Here is a 21,480-nt window from a genome sequence, read left to right as displayed (position 1 = left end):
CAAAAAGCCCCGGACGGGGCTTTTTGCTTTTTGAGAGGAAGGCGACGGCTCAGCGGCGCTGACCGCGCAGCCGCCAGCCCGTCCACAGTGCCGTGCAGACCAGCAGCAGCGTGGCGCTGGCGATCACGGCGCTGAAGCCCTGGCCGAAGGCCGTGCGTGCCAGTTCGGTCAACTGGTGCGCGGCCTGGGGCATCAGCTGATCGGCAGCGAGCAGGGCTTCGTCCAGGCTGTCGCGCACGGAGTCGGGCAGGGCCAGGTCCAGGCCCTCCGGCAGGTGCAGTGAGCCTGCATAGACGGCCGACAGCAGGCTGCCCATCAGCGTCACGCCCAGTGCGCCGCCCAGCTCGTATGACACCTCCTCGACCGAGGCCGCCATGCCTGCACGGTCCGCGGGAGCGCTTTGCATGATGGTGCTCGACGCCGTGGTCATGGCCGCGCCTATGCCCAGGCCCAGCAGGGCCAGCGCCGCCGCCTGCGGCCACCAGCCCATGTCGTGGACCAGCAGATAGCCGCCCATGCCCAGGGCCGACAGCAGCAGCGCTGCCGGCAGCATGCGCGCGCCGCCCAGGCGTGGCAGCCAGTGGCCTGCCACGGGGCCGGCCACAAAGGCGGCCAGCGGCAGCGGCAGCACGGCCAGGCCGGCCTGCAGTGGCGACAGTCCCTGCACCAGTTGCAGGCGCTGGCTGAACACGAGCTCCATGCCGATCAGCGCGGCCGCTGCCACCAGGGCCGAGGCCACGGCCGTGGCAAACGCCGGGTTGCGGAACAGCGCAAAGTCCAGCAGCGGGTCGCTGCTGCGGCGCTGGCGCCGCACGAACAGCGCGAGAAAGCCCAGGCCCAGCACCAGGGTCGCGGCGGCCAGGGCCCAGTCGGGCGATTGTTTGCCGGCTTCCTTGATGGCGTAGGTGCTGCCCACCAAGCCTGCCATGACCTGCAATGAGCCGATGAAGTCCCAGGGCCGCTGCGAGGTGGCCGTGCCTGCGGGAATCAGCCAGCCGGCCAGGGGCAGGGCGAGCAGCACGATGGGCACATTGATCAGGAACACCGAGCCCCACCAGAAGTATTCGAGCAGCAGCCCGCCCACCACCGGCCCGAATGCCGCACCGCCCGAGGCCACCGAGGCCCAGATGCCGATGGCCAGAGCTCGCTCGCGCTCATCGGCAAAGCTCAGGCGGATCAGGGACAGCGTGGCCGGCATCATCATGGCCGCGCCCACTCCCAGCAGCGCGCGCGCCGCAATCAGCAGGGCGGGCGAGGGCGCAAAGGCCGCGCACAGCGATGCCACGCCGAACACGCACAGCCCGGCCATGAACAGCCGCTTGTGACCGAGCCTGTCGCCCAGCGTGCCCATGCCCAGCAGCAGGCCGGAGACCACCAGCGCGTAGATGTTGACGATCCATAGCTTGGCCGAGGCCGTGGCCGCCAGGTCATGCGTGAGGCGCGGAAGCGCCGTGTAGAGCACTGTCATGTCGATGACGATGAGCAGCAGCGCCACCGAGACGATGGCCAGCACCAGCCAGCGGCGCGGATCGGCCGCCTGGGATTTTGGAAGATGCCCCGAAACGGGGTTCTGGGTTTGCGTTGTGAACGCCATAAAGCACCTGTTTGCCCCGGGCCTTGTGGGCCAGGGCTTCCTTCTTGATGAAAACCACAGTTTCCATCAATGAAATGATTTATAAAAGTTTGATTCCATCCATAAAATTGATGGATGGAATGGACGCTCGACAGGCTGAAGCATTTTGTGGCGGTGGCCGAAGCCGGCACCATGACCGAGGCTGCCCGTCGCCTGGGTCGTGCGCAGTCGGCCGTGAGCACGGCCATCGGCCTGCTGGAAGCCGACCTGGGGCTGGAGCTGTTCGACCGCGTGGGGCGCCGCGTGCAGCTGACGGCGGCAGGGGAGGTGATGCTGCTGGAGGCCCGGTCCCTGCTGCACCAAGCCCAGGCCATGGACCACCGCGCCCGCGCATTGGCCGCAGGCGGGCAGGCACGCCTGGCCGTTGCGCTGGACGAGGCATTGCCCTATGTGCCGCTGGCCCAGCTGTTCAAGGAGCTGGCGGCGCGCTTTCCGGCCATGGAGCTGACCGTGCTGAACGGCACGGCCTCCGAAGTGGCCGAGCATGTGGCGGCGCAGCGTGCCCAGGTCGCCTTCCAGTTCGACCGAGCGCCTGCGCCGGCCACCTGCGCCCAGCGCCATATCGGCAGCGTGCCGCAGACCATTTGCGTGGCCAAGGGCCATGTGCTCGATGGCACGGCGGCCCTCACGCGCAGGCAGCTGGCCGCGCACCGCCAGTTGCTGATGCACATCGAGGGCGTGGAGGACACCGTGCTCAGTCCCGCCGTCTGGCGCTCCAACAGCTTCTATGTGATTGCCGACATGGTGGCCGACGGCCTGGGCTGGGCCATCCTGCCGGTCAATATTGCCGAGTTCGGCGATCTGCGCCCGCATCTGCGGCAACGCGCCTGCGAGGGGCTCGCGCTGCCGCCGCTGACCGTGCGCATGCTCTGGCTGGAAGGGCTGGCGCCCGGGGCCGAAGCGCTGTGGATGCGCCAGCGCCTGGCCGAGCTGCTGGCCTTGATGGCCACGGCCTGAGCAGTCTGGGCTGGCGCGGGCGTTGGGGCCGTGTTCAGGTGCAGGCAGCGGCTGCGTCTTCGGCAGGCGGGCTCTCTTTCGCTCGTGCCTGGCGTGCGGCCAGCACGCCCAGGGACCACATGGCGACACCGGCCAGCAGCGCCACCACGAAGGAAATGCGTGCGCCCCACAGGTCGGTGGCCCAGCCTGCGGCGGCCGCGCCCAGGGCCACGCCCATGGCAATTCCGGTCAGCAGCCAGGTCATGCCTTCGGTCAGGCGCTGGTGCGGCACCTGCTGCTCCACCAGGCCCATGGCCACGGTGATGGTCGGCCCGAAGGTAATGCCGGCCAGCAACACGGCCAGGGTCAGCGTGAACACATTGGTGGCCAGCAGCAGGGGCACGGCCGTGATGCAGACCGAGGCGCCCACCCAGGCAATTTGGCGGTGCAGCGGCGCCTTCAGGCGCAGCGTGCCGAACACCAGTCCCATCACGCAGGACCCCAGCGCATAGAACGACAGCACGATGCTGGCCGCCGCTGGCTGGCCCTGCTGCGTGGCAAATGCCACGCTGGCCACGTCGATGGTGCCCACGATGATGCCCTGGGCCAGCATGAACAGCGCCAGCGTGCGCACCACGGGATGGCGGGCCAGCGACTGCTGGCGCGTGCGCTGCTGCGATGTGTCCACGGGCGGCTCTGTGCGGCGCTGGGCCACGAACAGCGCCACGCCCACCAGCAGCAGCAAGGAGGCGGCCAGCGGCCCGGCCTCAGGGAACAGCACCATGCTCAGGCCTACCGACAGCGGCGGGCCGACGATGAAGCAGACATCGTCCAGCACGGCCTCCAGCGCATAGGCCGTCTGCAGCTGGGGCGTGCCACGCAGCAGCACGGTCCAGCGCGCGCGCACCATGGCCGGCATGCTGGGCAGGGCGCCCACCAGCGCTGCCAGCACCAGCAGCAGCCAATCCGGCCCCTGCCAATGCGCGCAGGCCAGCAGCGCGAACATGGCGGCAGCACTCACGGCCGCTGCCCAGGGCAGGACCTTGCGCTGGCCATGGCGGTCCACCAGGGCCGAGATGCGGGGCGCCAGCACCGCGATGGACAGCGCAAAGCAGGCCGCGACCGCGCCGGCCAGCGTGTAGGCGCCGCGCTGCTGGGACAGCATGGTGATCAGGCCGATGCCCGTCATGGAAAGGGGCAGGCGGGCCAGGAGACCGGCCAGCACAAAGGCGGCCGTGCCGGGCCGGGTGAACAGCTGGCGGTAGGCGTGGAACATGGAAACCTCGGAAAACGGACAGGCCGCTGCAATCACATACGCGGCGTATGTCAGCGATTCTACGGGTTGCCCATGACGCGCCGTATCATTGGCATACGTTTTGTATGTGAATGGAGTGCGCCATGCGCAAAAGCCGGGCCAGCATGATCGAGGAGACACGCGCCAAGCTCATCGAGGCTGCGCGCGAGGCCTTTGGCAGCCAGGGCTATTCCCAGGCCTCCATGGACGAATTGACGGCCAATGCCGGGCTGACGCGCGGCGCGCTGTACCACCATTTCGGTGGCAAGCCGGGCCTGCTGGCCGCCGTGGTGGCGCAGATGGATGCCGAGATGGATGCACGCCTGGAGCAGGTGCTGGCCGACCATGTCGACCCCTGGGAGGGGTTCCTGGCCTACTGCCGCGCCTACCTTGCCATGGCGCAGGAGGGCGAGATACGCCGCATCGTGCTGCAGGATGCGCGCGCCGTGCTCACCGGCACGGAACAGGGTGAGCAGCACCGCGCCTGCATCGCCTTCGTGGCCGGCTACCTGGAGCAGCTCATGGAGCGCGGCGTGATCGTGCGTGCCAATCCTCTGGCCATGTCGCGCCTGCTCAATGGCTGCCTGGTGGAATCCGCGTTCTGGATTGCCGAGGAAGGGGCGCCCCCCGAACGCCTGCGGCAGGCGCTGCAGGCGCTGGAGTTGACGCTCAAGGGGTGGAAGGCGCCTGCGAGGGGCTGAGCGGCTGAGCGGCGCTGCGCCAGCCCGCCCTCGCTCGAACTTCACTCGCGCTTCACTCGTACTTCTTTTCCAGCGCGTCCCAGAACGGCTTGTTGACCAGGCGCTGGCGCTCGGCAAAGGGGGCGACCACAGCGGGGTTCTCGTCCACCCTGCGCTCGTTGCGCAGCTGGCCCAGCGCCTTTTGCATGCCGGCCACGGCGCCTTGCAGCGCGGCATTGGCATACAGCACCAGGCCATAGCCCAGGTCTGCCAGCTCGCCCGCGTCGGTGATGGGCGTCTTGCCTCCGATCACCATGTTCATCAGCTGCGGCGTGGACAGGCGCTGGGGCAGGGCGCGGATCTCGTCGGCCTGGGTCACGGCTTCCACGAACAGAATGTCGGCTCCCGCCTCGGCAAAGCGCTGGGCGCGCTCCACGGCGGCCTCGAAGCCCTGCGTGGCGCAGGCATCGGTGCGCGCCATGATCAGCGTGCCCTGGTCGCGGCGCGCGTCCACGGCGGCCTTGATCTTGCCCAGCATCTCGTCGGTGGAAATCACCTCCTTGCCATTGAAATGGCCGCAGCGCTTGGGGCTGATCTGGTCCTCGATCTGGATGCAGTCGGCGCCCGCGCGCTCCAGCGTGCGCACGGCGTGATAGGTGTTGAGCGCGTTGCCGAAGCCGGTGTCGGCATCGACGATCAGCGGCAGATCCACGGCGTCGCGGATGCGGGCCGTGTGGTCGGCGATGTCGGTCAGGCCCATGAAGGCCTGGTCGGGCAGGCCGAACCACATGTTGGTCACGCCGGCACCGGTCACATAGATGGCCTCGAAGCCGAGATCGGCCACGACGCGTGCGGACAGCGCGTTGAATGCGCCGGGCACGAGCACGCCGCGGCGCGCTTCGGCCAGGGCCTTGAGTTGTTGCTTGGTGTTCATGGATGGTGGTGTCGGATGGAAAAAAGCGATGCGCGGGCTGGCGCTCAGTCCAGCGTGATGTTGGCGTTCTTGATCACCGGGCCCCACTTGGCGCGCTCGGCCTCGATGAACTTGCCGTAGGCCTGGGGCGTGCCGCCCATGACCATGCCGCCCGTGTTCTCGATCATGGCGCGCACCTCGGCGTCCTTGAGTGCCTCGTTCACGGCCTTGTTCAGGCGCTCGATCACGGCCGGCGGCGTGCTGGCCGGTGCAATCATGCCCAGCCAGTTGTACGACTCGAAGCCCTTGATGCCCGCCTCATCCAGCGTGGGCACGCTGGGCAGCACCTTCAGTCGCTGCTTGCTGGACACGGCCAGCGCCTTGACCTTGTCGCCCTGGATGGCGGGCAGGGCCGCATAGCCCATCTCGAACATGAAGGCCAGGTGGCCGCCCATCAGGTCGGTGGCTGCCAGCGCGCCGCCCTTGTAGGGCACATGGACCATGTCCGTGCGCGTCTGGAAGGCCAGCAGCTCGCCCGACAGGTGGTGGGCGCCGCCCACGCCCGACGATCCATAGGTCAGCGTGCCCGGCTTGGCCTTGGCTGCAGCCACCAGCTCGGCCACGGTCTTGAATGGCTGGTTGGGCGCCGTGGTCAGGATCAGCGGCGCCTCTTCGATCAGGATGATGGGCTGCAGGTCGCGTGCGGCGTTGTAGGGCAGCTTTTTCATCAGCATGGGATTGGTCACCAGCGGACCTGGCGAGCCGAAGCCGAAAGTGTGGCCGTCCGTGGCCTTGGCAATGGCATCCGTGCCCGTCACGCCGCCTGCGCCGCCGCGGTTGTCGATCACGATGGGCTGGCCCAGGCTCTGGCCTATCTTGTCGGCGATCTTGCGGGCCCGCGTATCGGCAAAGCCGCCGGCCGCATAGGGCACGATGAGCTTGATGGGGCGCGAGGGCCAGGCATCTGCGCCCTGGGCCACGGCGGTGGCGGGGGCGGCGAGCAGGGCCGCAGCGGCGGCGGTGGCGCTCAGGGCCAGCCCCAAGCTCAGGCGGAGGGTATTGCGGCGGGTATTCATGGTGTCTTGTCTCGGTTGGAATCCGTGGTTGTGGCGGGAGCGGCTCACTTTTCCTGCATCTTCGCGGCCTTGACGATCTCGCCCAGGCGCTTGCGCTCGGCATCGGTGAATTTCACGAACTCGGCGCGCGTGCCGCCGATGGGCTCGATGCCCAGGCCCTTGAGCTTCTCCACGGTGGCCGGCTCCTTCATGGCCTGGTCCACGGCGGCGGCCAGCTTGTCCAGGATGGCGGCCGGCGTTCCCTTGGGCGCGTGGATGCCGGCCCAGTGCGCTATCTGCAGCTCGGCAAAGCCCTGCTCCACGGCGGTGGACAGTTGCGGATAGGCGGAGATGCGCTGCGTCCAGGTCGTGGCCAGGGCCTTGAACTTGCCCTCATTGAGGATGTGGGGCAGGGCGATGATGCTGGCCTCCGACGTGCCCTCCACCTGGCCGCCCAGCACGGCCGTCGTGCTTTCCGATCCGCTCTTGTAGGGCACGGGCTGCAGCTGTGCGCCGTACTTCACGTTCAGCATCTCGGCCACGAAATGCGGCGTGCTGCCCGTGCCGGCCGTGGCGAAATTGAAGCCCTGGCCCTTCTTCGATGCCTCGACGAAATCGCGCAGGTTCTGGTAGGGCGCGTTCTTGGGAACCACGATCACCGAAGGCGCCAGTCCGATCATGGCCACGGGCACCAGCGCATCGTCCTTGAACGGCATGGTCTTTTTGATCATGCTGTTGGAGAGCACGCCGGCCGCGCTCACCAGCAGGGTGTAGCCATCTGGCTGGGCCTTGGCCACGATGTCGGCGCCCACGGTGCCGCCTGCGCCGGGCCGGTTGTCGATGACCACGGGTTGGCCCAGGATTTTCGACGCACCTTCGGCGGCCGAGCGGGCCATCAGGTCGTTGGCGCCGCCTGCAGAGAACGGCACCACCAGGCGGATGGGGCGGGTGGGCCAGGCATCGGCGGCAGGCGCGGCAAACGACACGCCGGCCAGCGGCAGCACGGTGGCAAGCAGGGCGGCCAGGGCGGTGCGGCGGGGCAGGCGGGATGGCTGGTGCATGGGGAGTCTCCTGGAAATACTTGAAATGATTGAAACGCCGGCCTTGTTTGCAAGCTGCATGCCATGGCAATAAAGGGTAAACCCTTGTTATTGCAAGCCATTGATCTGAATGCATTTTTTAGTTCACAAGAGGATGAGGCGGAACCTGCTGCTGGATTCATGCGGCGCGATGTTGCATGAATGAAATAATCGGTTGCATGAATGAATCATTCGTGGCCCCTGTCCCTGGAACCCCGTCCGCCCCCCGCGTGGCATGGCCCCGTGTCGTCACCATAGGCCGCCATCGCATCGGCCGCGTGCTGGAGCGCATGTCCCTGGCGGTGGGCGACCAGGTGCGTGTGGAGCATGTCAGCGCGGCCTTTGACGACGCTGTGCAGGCCGTGCGCGCGCTGCAGGCGGTCGAGCCCATAGACGCCCTGGTGGCCGCCGGCGCCAGTGGTGCCTGGGTGCGCGAGCATGTCGACATTCCCGTGGTCATGATCGAGGTGCGCGGCTTCGATCTGCTGCAGGCGCTGGCCAGCGCGCGGGAGTTGGCGCAGGCGGGCGGCACGCCGCGCATCGGGCTGGTGTCGTTTGACCATCCCTCGCCGCACCTGGCCCAGTTCGACGCGCTGTTCGGCGCCGGCATTGCCCAGTTCAGCTACCACGGGCCCGAGGATGCCCAGGCCTGCGTGCGTGCGCTGCAGGCCGCAGGCGTGGGTGCCGTGGTCGCGCCAGGGCTGGTTGCCGATCTGGCCGAGCAGGCCGGCATTCCCAGCGTGCTGCTGTACTCCGACGGCGCCGTGCTGCAGGCCCTGCGCGACGCGGTGCTGCTGGCCCGCCACCGCCATGCCGAGCGCGCCCGCCACCAGCGGCTGGAAACCGTGCTTGGCCAGTTGCAGGACGGCGTGGTCGCCGTGGATACGCAAGGCTGCATCCAGGCACTGAACCCCACCATGGCGGCCCTGCTGGGAGCGCCCGCCAGGGCGCTGCATGGCCGGCTGCTGGACGAGGTGGCGCCCGCGCTGGCGCTGGCACAGGCGCTGCAGTCGCAATCCCTGGAGCCCGAAGGCAGTGAAGACGTGGTCCAGTTGGCCATGCGCACCCTGGTGGTACGGCGCGCGCCCATCGTGGAAAACGGCCAGCTCACGGGCGCCTTGCTGGTCTGCCGCGACCCCGCCACCATCCAGCGCGCCGACCGCCACCTGCGCGCCAACCGCAGCCTGCGCGGCGCGGGCGTGCGCTGGCGCATCGAAGACTACGCGGGCGACAGCGAGCCCGCCCAGCGCGTGCGCCGCCTGGCGCGCCAGTTCGCGGCCAGCGATGCCACCGTGCTCATCCAGGGAGACAGTGGCACGGGCAAGGAGTTGCTGGCACAGGGCATGCACCGCGCCAGCCGGCGCGCCGCCCAGCCCTTTCTGGCCGTCAACTGCGCGGCCCTGGGGGAAAGCCTGCTGGAGAGCGAACTCTTCGGCTACGACGAAGGCGCTTTCACCGGCGCGCGGCGCGGCGGCAAGACCGGGCTGATCGAGGCGGCCCATACGGGCACCTTGTTCCTGGACGAGATCGGGGACATGCCGCTGGCCCTGCAGTCCCGCCTGCTGCGCGTGCTGCAGGAGCGCGAAGTGCTGCGCGTGGGCTCCACCACGTCCGTGCCTGTGGACCTGCGCGTCATCGCCGCCACGCATGCCGATCTTGCGACCCTGGTCGAGCGCGGTGAATTCAGGCGCGACCTGTTCTACCGCCTGGCCGTGCTGCGCCTGGCCATGCCCGGACTGCACGAACGCGGACAGGGCGATGTCCAGGCCCTGGCCCGCACCATGCTTGCGCGACGTTTGCGCACGCAGTCGCTGCAGGCCGAGGCCTCTTCACTGGAGCCCTTGCTGGAAGCCTTGCTGGATTTGGCCGCCGCGCACCGCTGGCCCGGCAATGCACGAGAGCTGGACAACTGGGTGGAACGCCTGCTGGCCTGCCGCCACGACCTGCGTGACAGCGCGGGCCGCGTGGACATGGGCCGGCTGCGGGAGCTGTTTCCTGAATGCGACGGGGCTGGGCAGGGTACCGTTCAGACCCTGCCCGCACAGCAGCGGCAACTGCAGTTGCGCGAGGCCCGGCGCGATGCCGAGCGCCAGCGCATGCGCGAAGTACTGGAGCAGGTGCAGGGCGACCAGCGCCGCGCCTGCGAGATCCTGGGCATCAGCCGGGCCACGCTGTGGCGCAGGCTGCGCGACAGCCGTTGATCGCGCGCTTGCGTCCTGCGGCTATTCCCGCTGCAGGGCAGGGTCCACCTGCATGGCCTCGGGGTTACAACGGGGCGTGCCCAGCATCGTGGGTTGATCATTTTGGCAAATGCCGCTGATGAACTGTCTGTGGCTATAGGTTCCGGGCTTGTCGACAGGGCCCATATAGATGCGGGCACTGAGTGTGCCGAATTCATCCACTTTCAGGTGCTTGGCCTCATAAATGAAGTGACTGATGTTTGTACCCCAGTCGCATTCGGCCGTTCCCTTTGAGTGGAAGCCATCGCCCGCATACTTCAAATCGCCCACGTATTCACAGCTACCTGAGCCGCCCGTTTTTTGGGACATGGTGAGCGTATTGCCATCGGCCTTGATGGTGATCGTGCCCGGTGTGATATTGGAGAACTCATAGGCGACGGTGTGGACGAATGTGAAGTTGAGTCGGCGCTTCAGATCCTCGAACTGGAAGCGCTGAAGGCGCTGCGGAGCCTCGCCGGGCAGGGTGATCGTCGCCGTGGTGGAGGAATCGAAGACGATCCTGACCGGGCCAGCCTCCTGTGCAAGCTCTCCATCGCGGGCCTGGCCACCCAGTGCGCGGCCATTGCGGTATTCCGTGAGCACGCCGTCAAACTGCTTGCCGTCCTTCAGCGTGCCTGCGGCCTGCAGGAACAGTGACGATCCGTCCGCGCGATAACCGAAATAGGTCAGGATCAGCGTGGAGCCGCCTTGCCTGTCGATCTGAATGCCGCGCCCGGGCTTGCCATTGAGTTCCGCGCCAATGCTCCACATGCCCGAATCCGGAAGAATGGCCAGCGCGGGTGTGGAAATGAAGGCGGCAAGGGCCGCGGCCATGAGGCCATTCAGTCGCTTTGACATGCTTGCTCCGTTGGTTTTGGGGATATTGAATCGAATGGATGCCGGACTTTAACCGCGATCCACTGCGGAATGCTGAATCGCCCGGGATGACGGAGTCATTTGGTTTTCTGCTCGAATGAAATGGTCGTCGTGATTGCCATTGGCTATTGAAAATCACATGGAAGAATCATGAAACCTGCAGCCCATCAACCCCACCCAGCCGCTCGGCCAGGAAATCCATCAGCACGCGCAGCTTGAGCGGCAGGTGGCGCGTGGGCGGGTGAAGAATCCACAGCTGGCCGCTGTAGTTGGGCAGAAAGCTCCAGTCCGGCAGCACCTGCACGATGCGCCCGTCCGCCAGGGCCTCGCGTGCCGTGAAGCGGGGCAGGCTGGCGATGCCGATGTGCTGCAGCACGGCGTCCAGCCGCACACCGGTGTGGTTGGCGGCATAGCGCCCGCGCACGGCCACGGTGACGGTTTTGCCATGGCCGCGCAGCTTCCAGTGCGCGTCGCCGGGCTCCTCGCCCAGGTAGATGCAGCTGTGGGCCTTGAGCTCCAGCGGATGCACGGGCGTGCCGTGCCGGGCCAGGTACTGGGGCGAGGCGCACAGCAGATGGTCGATGTCCATCAGGTGGCGGCCCATGAGGCCTGGCGGCGGGTGGTTGGTGATGCGTATGGCCAGGTCCACCGGGTCGTCGATCAGGTCCATGTAGCGGTCTTCCAGCCGCATCTGCACATCGACCTCCGGATACAGGGCCAGGAAGTCGGGCATGTGGGGATGGACCACGGTACGGCCCACGGCCTTGGGCACGCTGATGCGCACCAGGCCGCGCGGCTGCGCGTCCTGCAGCAGGGACGCGGCCATGACGGCCTGGGCGGCGCCCACCATGTCCAGGCAGCGCGCATGCACCTCGCGGCCGGCCTCGCTCAGGCGCAACTTGCGCGTGGTGCGTTCCAGCAGGCGCAGGCCCAGAGCCCTTTCCAGCCGCGCCACGCCCCGGCTGGTGGCCGATGGCGTGCTGCCCAGCTGGCGCGCGGCCTCGGAGAAGCTGCCCGTGTCCACCACCTTGACGAAGATGGCCATTTCCCCGAACAGCGGCAGGGCTTGATTTGTGCTCATGGCGCAAAGAATATTTGAAAAGCCAAGGGATTATCGCGGCTGAACGCCGGTTCTACACTGCCTCCCCATGCCTTTGCACACCTTCACTCCCCTTATCCCGTCCCATGCCCTGAGCCACGTCGGTGATCCTGAAATCTGGCTCAAGCTGGATGCGCTGCAACCCTGCGGATCATTCAAGCTGCGCGGCATAGGCCATGCCTGCGAGACCCTGGCGCGCCAGGGCAAGAAGCGCTTTGTGGCTTCGTCGGGCGGCAATGCCGGCATTGCCGTGGCCTATGCCGGGCAGCAGCTGTCCATACCCGTCACCGTGGTCGTACCGCAAACCACGACCGAGCATGCGCGGGCACTGATCCGTGCCCAGGGCGCCGAGCTGATCGTGCATGGCGCCGTCTGGGACGAGGCCAACGCCCTGGCCCAGTCCCTGTTGGGCGCCGAAGATGCCTTTGTCCATCCGTTTGACGACCCGCTGCTGTGGGCAGGGCATTCCACCCTGGTCGATGAGCTGGCCGCTGCCGACTTCAAGCCCGACGCCGTGGTGCTGGCCGTGGGCGGCGGCGGCCTGCTGGCCGGCGTGGTGCAGGGCCTGGAGCGCCATGGCTGGACCGATGTGCCCGTGATTGCCGCAGAGACGGCCGGCGCGGACTCCCTGGCGCAGTCGCTGGCCCAGGGCCGCCGCGTGCTGCTGGACCGCATCACCAGCGTTGCCACCTCGCTGGGCGCGCGCCAGGTCTGCCAGCGGGCCTTCGATCTGGCGCAGGTGCACCCCGTGCGCAGCGCCGTGGTGACGGATGCGCAGGCGCTGAACGCCTGCCTGCGCTTCATTGATGACCATCGCCTGCATGTGGAGCCCGCCTGCGGTGCCGCGCTGGCCCTGGCCTACGCAGGCGCACCTGCGCTGCAGGGCTTCAAGCGCGTGCTGGTGGTGGCCTGCGGCGGCACGACGAACACGCTGGAGCAACTGCAGACGTGGCACGCAGCGGCGCTGACCGGCCAGGCGTGAGCACGGCCCAGGTCTGAAGCCGGGCCCTGCGCATTCACGCGGCGTTCAACACCTCGCCAGGCACCCTGATCCAGCCTTCCATCAGGATGCGCGCGCTGCGGCTCATCAAGGCCTTGGTCACCTGCCACTGGCCATTCACCAACCGGGCCTCGGCGCCCACGCGCAGCGTGCCGGAGGGATGGCCGAAGCGAACGGCGCCGCGTTCGCCGCCGCCCGCCGCCAGATTCACCAGCGTGCCCGGCACCGCTGCCGCCGTGCCGATGGCCACCGCCGCAGTGCCCATCATGGCGTGGTGCAGCTTGCCCATGGACAGGGCGCGCACCAGCAGGTCCACATCGCCCGCCTCGATGCGTTTGCCGCTGGAGGCCGTGTAGGGCGCTGGCGGTGCCACAAAGGCGATTTTGGGCGTGTGCTGGCGCCTGGCGGCTTCGGACAGTTCCTGGATCAGGCCCATCTGCAGGGCGCCGTGGGCGCGTATGGCCTCGAAGCGCGCCAGCGCCTCGGCATCGCCGTTGATGGCGTCCTGCAGCTCGCAGCCCGTGTAGCCCAGGTCCTTTGCGTTCAGGAAGATGGTCGGAATGCCCGCATTGATCAGCGTGGCTGCAAAGCTGCCCACGCCAGGCACATCCAGGCGATCCACGAGATGGCCCGTGGGGAACATGGCGCCTCCGTCCTCTCCCTCATCGGCAGGGTCCAGGAACTCCAACGCCACCTCGGCCGCAGGAAAGGTCACGCCATCGAGCTCGAAGTCGCCCGTCTCCTGCACCTGGCCGTCCGTGATGGGCACATGGGCCACGATGGTCTTGCCGATATTGGCCTGCCAGATGCGGAGGGTGGCCGTGCCGTTGCGTGGAATGCGCGCAGGGGCTATCAATCCTATGTGGATGGCGCAGGGCCCCACGGCGGCCGAGAGATTGCCGCAGTTGCCGCTCCAGTCCACGAAGGGCCGCTCGATGGAGACCTGGCCGAACAGGTAGTCCACGTCATGGCCTTCGCGCGTGCTGGCCGAGAGGATCACGGCCTTGCTGGTGCTCGACGATGCATTGCCCATGCCGTCGATCTGCTTGCCGTAAGGGTCGGGGCTGCCCAGGGTGCGCAGCAGGATGGCGTCGCGCACGGGGCCCGGCTGTTGCGCAGCCTCCGGAAGGTCTTGCAGGCGAAAGAACACGCCCTTGCTGGTGCCTCCGCGCAGGTAGGTGGCGGGAATGCGGATCTGGGGTGTGGTGTTCATCAAGCGTCCTGTGTCTGTGCAAGAAAGTCCTGGGCAAACCGCTGTAGCACGCCGCCCGCTTCGTAGACCGATACCTCCTCGGCCGTGTCCAGCCGGCAGGTCACCGGCACGCGCAGCGTCTGGCCGTTGCGGCGTTCGATCACCAGCGTGAGTTGGGTGCCCGGGGTGCGCTCGCCTTCCACGCCATAGATCTCCGTGCCGTCCAAGCCCAGGGTTTTGCGGCTGGTGCCCGGCACGAACTGCAGCGGCAGCACGCCCATGCCGATGAGGTTGGTCCGGTGGATGCGCTCGAAGCCTTCGGCCACCACGGCCTCCACGCCCGCCAGCCGCACTCCCTTGGCCGCCCAGTCGCGTGAGCTGCCCTGGCCGTAGTCGGCGCCCGCGATGATGATCAGCGGCTGGCGGCGGTTCAGGTAGGTTTCCATGGCCTCCCACATGCGCACCACGCGGCCTTCGGGCTCGATGCGCGCCAGCGATCCCTTGTGCTGCACGCCGTCGATGACGGCCATTTCGTTGACCAGCTGCGGGTTGGCGAAGGTGGCCCGCATGGCGGTGAGGTGGTCGCCGCGGTGAGTGGCGTAGGAGTTGAAGTCCTCCTCGGGCAGGCCCATGCGCGCCAGGTATTCGCCCGCCGCGCTGTCGGCCAGGATGGCGTTGGAGGGCGACAGGTGGTCGGTGGTGATGTTGTCGGGCAGCAGCGCCAGCGGCCGCATGTTGCGCAGCGTGCGCGGGAAGGCCGCCAGCGCGCCCACGCCTTCGGTGTCCCAGTACGGCGGGCGGCGGATGTAGGTGGACTGGGGGCGCCAGTCGTACTGGGGCGAGGCCTTGTTTCCGTCGTCCTTGCGGATGGCGAACATGGGTTCGTAGACGGCGCGGAATTGCGCAGGTTTGACCGCTTGCTCGACGATGGCGTCGATCTCTTCGTCGGCGGGCCACAGGTCCTTGAGGCGGATTTCGCGGCCGTCCACCACAGCCAGCACATCCTGCTCGATGTCAAAGCGCACCGTGCCCGCCAGCGCATAGGCCACGACCAGCGGTGGCGAGGCCAGGAAGGCTTGTTTGGCCTGGGGATGGATGCGCCCGTCGAAGTTGCGGTTGCCCGAGAGCACAGCCGTGGCGTAGAGATCGCGCTCGATGATTTCCTGCTGGATGGCGGGGTCGAGTGCGCCGCTCATGCCGTTGCAGGTGGTGCAGGCAAAGGCGACGATGCCAAAGCCCAGCTGCTCCAGCTCGGTGAGCAGCCCGACCTCCTTCAGGTACAGCTCCACGGCCTTGGAGCCCGGCGCCAGCGAGGTCTTGACCCAGGGCTTGCGCGTGAGACCCAGGCGATTGGCGTTGCGCGCCAGCAAGGCCGCGGCGATGACATTGCGCGGGTTGCTGGTGTTGGTGCAGCTGGTGATGGCCGCGATGATGACGGCCCCATCGGGCATCAGGCCTTGCGCCTCCTGGGCGCGGGCAGCCTGCAGTTTTGCCGCATCGGCAATGCCGCGCTCGGCCAGGGCCGAGGTGGGCAGGCGCCGGTGCGGATTCGAGGGGCCGGCCATGTTGCGCACCACGGTGGACAGGTCGAACTGCAGCACGCGCTCGTACTGGGCATCGGCCAGGCTGTCGCTCCAGAAACCTGCGGTGCGCGCATAGGCTTCGACTAGGCGCACCTGGGCCTCGTCGCGGCCGGTCAGGCGCAGGTAGGCCAGGGTCTGGTCATCAATGGAGAACATGGCCGCCGTGGCGCCGTATTCGGGGCACATGTTGGAGATGGTGGCGCGGTCGCCGATGCTCAGGCTGTCGGCCCCCTCGCCAAAGAATTCCACATAGGCTCCGACGACTTTTTGCTGGCGCAGGAATTCGGTCAGGGCCAGCACGATGTCGGTGGCGGTGATGCCCGCCTGGCGCCGGCCCGTGAGGCGCACGCCCACGATCTCGGGCAGGCGCATCCAGCAGGCGCGGCCCAGCATGACGTTCTCGGCCTCCAGCCCGCCCACGCCCACGGCGATCACGCCCAGGGCGTCCACATGGGGCGTGTGACTGTCCGTGCCCACGCAGGTATCGGGGAAGGCCAGGCCATCCTGCACAGTCACCACGGGGGACATCTTCTCCAGATTGATCTGGTGCATGATCCCGTTCCCTGCGGGGATCACATCCACGTTGGCAAAGGCTTTTTTTGTCCACTCGATGAAGTGGAAACGGTCCTCGTTGCGGCGGTCCTCGATGGCGCGGTTCTTCGCAAAGGCATCGGGATCGAAGCCGCCGCACTCCACGGCCAGCGAGTGGTCCACGATGAGCTGCACGGGCACGACGGGGTTGACCTGGGCGGGGTCGCCGCCTTCGGCCGCAATGGCGTCGCGCAGGCCGGCCAGGTCCACCAGGGCGGTCTGGCCCAGGATGTCGTGGCAGACCACGCGCACGGGGTACCAGGGAAAGTCGATGTCGCGGCGGCGCTCGATGAACTGCAGCAGGTAGCTGTCCAGTTGCGCGGGATCGGCGCGGCGCACGAGGTTCTCGGCGTGGACGCGGGCGGTGTAGGGCAGGCGTGCCCAGGCGCCGGGCGAGAGGGCATCGACGGCGGCGCGGGCGTCAATGTAGTGCAGCGTGGTGCCGGGCAGGGGTTTCTTGTAGTGGGAGGTCATGGGGGCGGATGGATTCTCGGGCCTGCGTGAGCCGATTGCTGTGCGCCGATTACTGTGCGCGGATTTCGTTGTCTTTCACCACCTTGGCGTAGCGGGGAATCTCGGACTGGATCAGGGCGCCGAACTGGGCCGGTGTGCCGCCTGCCGGGGACACGCCCGTGGGCTCCAGCTGGGCCAGCAGTGCCGGCGCCTTGAGGCCGGTGTCCAACGCCGCATTGATGCGCGACAGCACGGCGGGCGGCAGCCCCTTGGGCGCGAGCAGGCCGTGCCAGGCCACCACGTCATAGTCCGGCAGGCCGCTTTCGGCCACCGACGGAATCTCGGGATAGGCGGGCAGGCGCTGGGCCGTGGTCACGGCCAGGGCGTGCAGCTTGCCGCTCTTGACGTGCTGCATCAGCGCCTCGGTGCCTGCCACCAGCATGTCCACGTTGCCCGACAGCAGATCGGTCACGGCCGGGCCCGTGCCGCGATAGGGCACATGCGTGGCCTTGACCTTGGCCATGCCGAACAGGTACTCGGTGACGATGTGAAGATGGCTGCCATTGCCGGCCGAGGCAAAGGTCAGCTTGCCCGGGTTCTCACGCGCATAGGTCAGCAGTTCCTGCAGGTTTCTGGCGGGCACGCGGGGGCTCACGCAGACCACGTAGGCGCCTTTGGACAGCTGGATCACGGGCGTCATGTCGGCCACGGGGTCGAAGCGCAGCTTGTACAGCGAAGGGTTGACCGTATAGCTGCCCGCCACCAGCAGCAGCGTGTAGCCATCGGCCGCCGAGCGCAGCGCGTACTCGGTGCCCAGCGTGCCACCGGCACCCGGCCGGTTCTCCACCACCACGGGCTGGCCCAGCCTGTCGTTGAGCACGTTGGAGGCCACGCGCGCAATGAAGTCCGAACCGCCGCCGGGTGCGAAGGGGCAGACGATCTTCAGCGACTTGCTGGGAAAGGCCTCCTGGGCCAGGCCCTGGTGCGGCAGCGCAAGGCCGGCCAGCGGGGCGGGCAGGGCGGCGCAAAAGCGGCGGCGGTTGATGCTCATGGGTTGGTGTCTCCTGCAGAGTTATGGTTGGCAGTGCACCAGGCTTGTTGCAAGCGGCATGCCATCCGACTCAAGGGGAAACCCGTGCAAGCCCCGCAGCCTGCTGCCAGAGGCTGAAGGGCTGCAGCGCCACCTGCTGCCGCGCCATCCGTTTCATTGATGTTTCAAAACTGCCGCCTCTGATTTCATGGATGAGGGCTTGTGCAATGCCTCGCCCTCCACCCCTTGTGCCCGGCAAGGCCCGGCAGGCCCGGCGGGCTCGGGCACAGGGGGCCGGGTGCAAGCACCTTGCTGCCTGCAGTCTAGGGTTTGCCCGTGGAGGTCTTCAGCAAGAGCGCATTCCGACGATAGAGCAAAGGCGTTTGTAGGATTTGTCTTACATATGATTTGCCTGCCGGGTGCCGAAATCCATTTATCCTCGCTCTCTGCTCCACATGGCCTGCCCGGCCTTCGGGTGGCTGGCCATGGGGCTGGCAACGAGTGGTTCCGTGCTCCTGGACCGATTCCCCCGTGACTGCCTATTCAGCCTTAGCCGCTCCATGTCAGCTTTTGCCCAGCGCACGCTTGTAGCCATCCGGACCGCCTGGCCAGCCGCCACCGTCATGGCGGTGGGCATGTGCCTGAGCGCCGCGCTCGCCTTGCAGCAGCAGCGGGCGCTGGAGCGCATCGACCTGCAGCGCCATACGCAACAGGCTCAGTCTGCCCGCCAGGCGCTGGAGATGCGCCTGGATGCCTATGCCGTCATGGTCCAGCATGTGGCCAACCAGCTGGCCGCCTCTCCCGAGATGGGGCAGCAGGCCTTCGCGCGCATTGCGCAGGCGCTGCGCATACAGATACAGCCCGGCATGCAGGCGCTGACCTTTACGCGGGCCGCAACGGAGCGCGGTCCGGCCAGCCAGGATTCGCCGGCCTCGTTCAGGCCCGATCCCCACTATTTCTTCATCGACTATCTCTGGCCGGTGGAAGGCAATGAATCCATCGCCGGCCTGGACATGCACGACCGCCCCAGTCTCATGGCCAGCATGCTGCGCAGCCGGGACAGCGCGGCCGCCGTGGTCTCGGCGCCGTTTGCAATGAAGCAGCCCGGCGAGCATGCCACCGCCGTGCTGGTGCGCGCGCCCGTCTTTGCGCTGGCGGACCACCAGTCCCCGGATGGCACGGCCGCGCATCCGCTGTTCCTGGGAACGGCCGACGTCAGCATTCGTGTGCACGACCTGGTGCAGGACCTGCATGAGCGCGGTTTCCTGGGCCGGCTAGCGCTGGCCATGCATGACGCAGGCCCGGTCTCGCCCCTGCCGCCGGCCGGCGTATCGCCGCTGCCGCTGTATCTGGGTGCTGCCTGGCCCGAGCGCGGGCAGGAAGCGGTAGGCCTGGGCGATACCGGCCAGGTGGTGCTGGAGCAGACGCTGCAGGCCCAGGACCGGCTGTGGCGGCTGAACTTCATTCCCGTGAGCACGGCCCTGTCCTGGACCGAGCGTGCCCAGCCCCTGGTGTTGTTTGCGCTGGGCATGCTGGTGTCAGTCCTGCTGGCCTCGCTGGCGGCAGCCTGGTGGCGGCGCCATCCGTCCAGCTGGGCGCAGCTGCGTGCCTCTTCCCGCAGCATGCGCGAGAGCGATGCCCGCTTCCAGGCACTGTTCGAGCAGGCCGCCGTGGGCGTGGTGCAGATCGACGCGGCCAACGGCAATGTCCTGCATGTGAACCGCAGGTATTGCGACATCACCGGCCACGAGGCACAGCAGCTGTGCCAGCGCCCCCTGCTGGCCCTGGTGGCCGCCGAAACGGTGGAGGGCGACAGGCTGCTGCTGCAGGAACTGGCTGCGGGCCAGCGCCGCGCCCTGCAGATCGAGCGGCAGCTGCGGCGCAGCGACGGCAGCCTGGTCTGGGTGGAACTGCACATCTCCGCGCTGGGCCACGGCCCATCGCTGCGGCTGATGGCCCTGGTGCAGGACATCAGCGCGCGCCGCCACTTGCAGCAAATGCAGCGCGACGGGTCGCGCCACCTGCGCATGGTCATCCAGCGCCTGCCCCTGGGCCTGGCCATGCTGCAGGAAGATGGCCGCTTCGCCTACTGGAACGAGGAATTCATGCGCCTGGCAGGCCATGGCGCCACGGCCGGCATGGATGGCGACGGCTGGTGGCGCAACATGTGCCCGGATGAAGCCCGCCGCCAGCGCATGCAGCGCCGCTTCGAGGCTGCGCAGGCGCGGGCGCGCGTTGCCCAAAGCTCCCATGGCAGCGAGTCCGACAGCTGCGGCACCCTCAACTCCGAGGAGTACCAGCTCATAGGCAGCGACGGCTGCGCGCGCTCCGTATCCATCGGCGGCATGCTGCTGGACGAAGGCTGCCTGCTGATCCTGCAGGACCAGAGCCAGCGCAAGACCGCCGAAGAAGAAATTCGCCGCCTGGCCTTCTACGATGCGCTCACCGGCCTGCCCAACCGCCGCCTGCTGGTGGACCGGCTGCAGCAGGCGCTGGCCTCCAGCCGCCGTCGCGGACGCTGTGGCGCCGTCATGCTGCTGGACGTGGACAACTTCAAGGCCTTCAACGACAGCCTGGGGCTGGAACTGGGCGACGTGCTGCTGCGCATGATTGCCGAGCGACTGGCCCAGTCCCTGGGCCGCGAGGCCACGCTGGCCCGCCACAGCGGCGATGACTTCGTCGTGCTGCTGGAGGACCTGGGCAAGGATTCCATGCACGCCGCCTCCAAGCTCGAAGGCGAGGTCCAGCGCATGCGTTCGCTGCTGCTGCAACCGCTGCAACTGAGTGGCCAGTCCTGCCACATCACGCTGAGCATAGGCGCCAGCCTGTTCGGCGAGCAGGAACTCAGTGCCGACGAGGTCCTGCGCCGTGCCGAGATGGCCATGTACCAGGCCAAGGGCATGGGGCGCAACACGCTGCAGTTCTTCGATCCGCAACTGCAGGCCGTGCTCAGATCGCGCACGGCCATGGAGCAGGAAATGCGCGAGGGCCTGGTGCGCTCGCAATTCGTCCTGTACTACCAGCCGCAGGTGGCGAACGGGCGCATCGTCGGCGCCGAGGGCCTGCTGCGCTGGAACCACCCGCGCGAAGGGCTGGTGCCGCCGTCGCTCTTCGTCTCGCTGGCCGAGGAAACGGGCCTGATCCAGCAACTGGGCGAATGGGTGCTGGGCGAGGCCTGCCGGCAACTGGCGCAATGGGCGGCGGAGCCGGACATGGCCTGCCTGATGCTGGCCGTCAACGTCAGCCCGCGCCAGTTCCACCAGGCGCGCTTCGTGGAGCAGGTGCTGCAGGCGCTCAAGGAGCACGGTGCCAATCCGCGCCTGCTCAAGCTGGAGCTGACCGAAAGCCTGCTGCTGGCCGACGTGGACGACACGGCGGCCAAGATGGCCACGCTCAAGGCACACGGCGTGGGGTTCTCGCTGGACGACTTCGGCACCGGCTACTCCTCGCTGGCCTATCTCAAGCGCCTGCCGCTGGACCAGCTCAAGATCGACCGCAGCTTCGTGCGCGACGTGCTCAGCGACCCCAACGACGCGGCCATTGCGCGCACCATCGTCGCCCTGGGCACCAGCCTGGGCCTGCAGGTCATCGCCGAGGGTGTGGAGACCGAGGCGCAGCGCCAATTCCTCGAAGACCAGCACTGCCATGCCTGGCAGGGCTACCTGCTCAGCCCGCCCGTGCCCGTGCGCAGCTTCGAGGCACTGGTGCGCCAGGCCATCGTGTCGCGCCCTCCGGCCCTGAGCCCGGCGAACCTGCCGCAGCAGGCGCAGGACCGGCCCCAGGTGGTGGAGTGCACGGATGGCAGCGGGGTGCCGGACGCCCCCTCAAACCATTCTTGACATTCGAC

15 protein-coding genes are annotated in these 21,480 nt (G+C 67.9%); 5 read left to right on the top strand and 10 right to left on the bottom strand.

Annotated features, from left to right (window positions below; translation table 11 throughout):
- Window positions 1-49 precede the first annotated feature (49 nt).
- Window positions 50-1,594, bottom strand: a complete 1,545-nt coding sequence (locus A4F85_RS08010; RefSeq protein WP_063326260.1) for an MFS transporter — start codon at window positions 1,592-1,594, stop codon at window positions 50-52.
- Window positions 1,595-1,708: 114 nt separating this feature from the next.
- On the opposite strand from A4F85_RS08010, the gene A4F85_RS08005 reads away from it, so the two are divergent.
- Window positions 1,709-2,590: a LysR family transcriptional regulator gene (locus A4F85_RS08005; RefSeq protein ID WP_034393130.1), complete on the top strand. Its 882-nt coding sequence runs from the start codon at window positions 1,709-1,711 to the stop codon at window positions 2,588-2,590.
- A gap of 34 nt (window positions 2,591-2,624) precedes the next feature.
- Here the strand turns inward: A4F85_RS08005 and A4F85_RS08000 are convergent, their stop codons facing one another.
- The gene (locus A4F85_RS08000) at window positions 2,625-3,845 is read right to left on the bottom strand and encodes an MFS transporter (protein WP_063326259.1); all 1,221 of its coding nucleotides are present in this window, start codon (window positions 3,843-3,845) and stop codon (window positions 2,625-2,627) included.
- 122 nt (window positions 3,846-3,967) lie between these two features.
- Between A4F85_RS08000 and A4F85_RS07995 the strand changes: the two genes are divergently transcribed.
- Window positions 3,968-4,564 (top strand): TetR/AcrR family transcriptional regulator, encoded by a 597-nt coding sequence (locus A4F85_RS07995; RefSeq protein WP_063327915.1) that lies wholly within the window; start codon window positions 3,968-3,970, stop codon window positions 4,562-4,564.
- A 52-nt stretch (window positions 4,565-4,616) separates the two neighbouring features.
- Here A4F85_RS07995 and A4F85_RS07990 read toward each other — a convergent pair whose 3' ends face one another.
- From A4F85_RS07990 to A4F85_RS07980, 3 genes are read right to left on the bottom strand one after another with little or no spacing between them, the layout of a single operon-like run.
- On the bottom strand, window positions 4,617-5,477 hold the full coding sequence (locus A4F85_RS07990; protein ID WP_063326258.1) for an isocitrate lyase/PEP mutase family protein: 861 nt from the start codon (window positions 5,475-5,477) through the stop codon (window positions 4,617-4,619).
- A 44-nt stretch (window positions 5,478-5,521) separates the two neighbouring features.
- Window positions 5,522-6,532, bottom strand: coding sequence for a Bug family tripartite tricarboxylate transporter substrate binding protein (locus A4F85_RS07985; protein ID WP_012205414.1), 1,011 nt, complete (start codon window positions 6,530-6,532; stop codon window positions 5,522-5,524).
- A 44-nt stretch (window positions 6,533-6,576) separates the two neighbouring features.
- Window positions 6,577-7,572: a Bug family tripartite tricarboxylate transporter substrate binding protein gene (locus tag A4F85_RS07980; protein WP_063326257.1), complete on the bottom strand. Its 996-nt coding sequence runs from the start codon at window positions 7,570-7,572 to the stop codon at window positions 6,577-6,579.
- A gap of 176 nt (window positions 7,573-7,748) precedes the next feature.
- On the opposite strand from A4F85_RS07980, the gene prpR reads away from it, so the two are divergent.
- Window positions 7,749-9,791 (top strand): propionate catabolism operon regulatory protein PrpR, encoded by a 2,043-nt coding sequence (gene prpR / locus A4F85_RS07975; RefSeq protein ID WP_063326256.1) that lies wholly within the window; start codon window positions 7,749-7,751, stop codon window positions 9,789-9,791.
- A gap of 21 nt (window positions 9,792-9,812) precedes the next feature.
- Here prpR and A4F85_RS07970 read toward each other — a convergent pair whose 3' ends face one another.
- Together A4F85_RS07970 and A4F85_RS07965 are read right to left on the bottom strand one after the other, a co-directional pair.
- On the bottom strand, window positions 9,813-10,667 hold the full coding sequence (locus A4F85_RS07970) for a hypothetical protein (protein WP_063326255.1): 855 nt from the start codon (window positions 10,665-10,667) through the stop codon (window positions 9,813-9,815).
- A 166-nt stretch (window positions 10,668-10,833) separates the two neighbouring features.
- Window positions 10,834-11,766, bottom strand: a complete 933-nt coding sequence (locus A4F85_RS07965) for a LysR family transcriptional regulator (protein WP_063326254.1) — start codon at window positions 11,764-11,766, stop codon at window positions 10,834-10,836.
- A 67-nt stretch (window positions 11,767-11,833) separates the two neighbouring features.
- On the opposite strand from A4F85_RS07965, the gene A4F85_RS07960 reads away from it, so the two are divergent.
- Window positions 11,834-12,766 (top strand): pyridoxal-phosphate dependent enzyme, encoded by a 933-nt coding sequence (locus A4F85_RS07960; RefSeq protein WP_063326253.1) that lies wholly within the window; start codon window positions 11,834-11,836, stop codon window positions 12,764-12,766.
- A 34-nt stretch (window positions 12,767-12,800) separates the two neighbouring features.
- Here A4F85_RS07960 and prpF read toward each other — a convergent pair whose 3' ends face one another.
- Genes prpF through A4F85_RS07945 form a run of 3 tightly spaced genes read right to left on the bottom strand, consistent with a single transcriptional unit; the run spans window position 12,801 to window position 17,654 of the window.
- Window positions 12,801-13,997 carry a 2-methylaconitate cis-trans isomerase PrpF gene (gene prpF / locus A4F85_RS07955; RefSeq protein ID WP_063326252.1) on the bottom strand — a complete coding sequence of 399 codons (1,197 nt, stop codon included), beginning with the start codon at window positions 13,995-13,997 and terminating at the stop codon, window positions 12,801-12,803.
- Window positions 13,997-16,624 (bottom strand): Fe/S-dependent 2-methylisocitrate dehydratase AcnD, encoded by a 2,628-nt coding sequence (gene acnD / locus A4F85_RS07950; protein WP_063326251.1) that lies wholly within the window; start codon window positions 16,622-16,624, stop codon window positions 13,997-13,999. Before acnD ends, prpF begins: the two co-directional genes overlap by 1 nt.
- Window positions 16,625-16,673: 49 nt before the next feature.
- Complete coding sequence (locus A4F85_RS07945; RefSeq protein WP_013802568.1) at window positions 16,674-17,654, bottom strand: tripartite tricarboxylate transporter substrate binding protein; 981 nt, start codon at window positions 17,652-17,654, stop codon at window positions 16,674-16,676.
- Between the two features lie 539 nt (window positions 17,655-18,193).
- Here A4F85_RS07945 and A4F85_RS07940 point away from each other — a divergent pair.
- The gene (locus A4F85_RS07940) at window positions 18,194-21,472 is read left to right on the top strand and encodes a bifunctional diguanylate cyclase/phosphodiesterase (protein ID WP_063326250.1); all 3,279 of its coding nucleotides are present in this window, start codon (window positions 18,194-18,196) and stop codon (window positions 21,470-21,472) included.
- The last annotated feature ends 8 nt before the right edge of the window (window positions 21,473-21,480 follow it).

The sequence above is a fragment of the Delftia sp. GW456-R20 genome (genome assembly GCF_001622915.1).
GTDB classification, from domain to species: domain Bacteria; phylum Pseudomonadota; class Gammaproteobacteria; order Burkholderiales; family Burkholderiaceae_C; genus Comamonas; species Comamonas acidovorans.
This window is presented reverse-complemented; position numbering and strand designations above follow the sequence as displayed.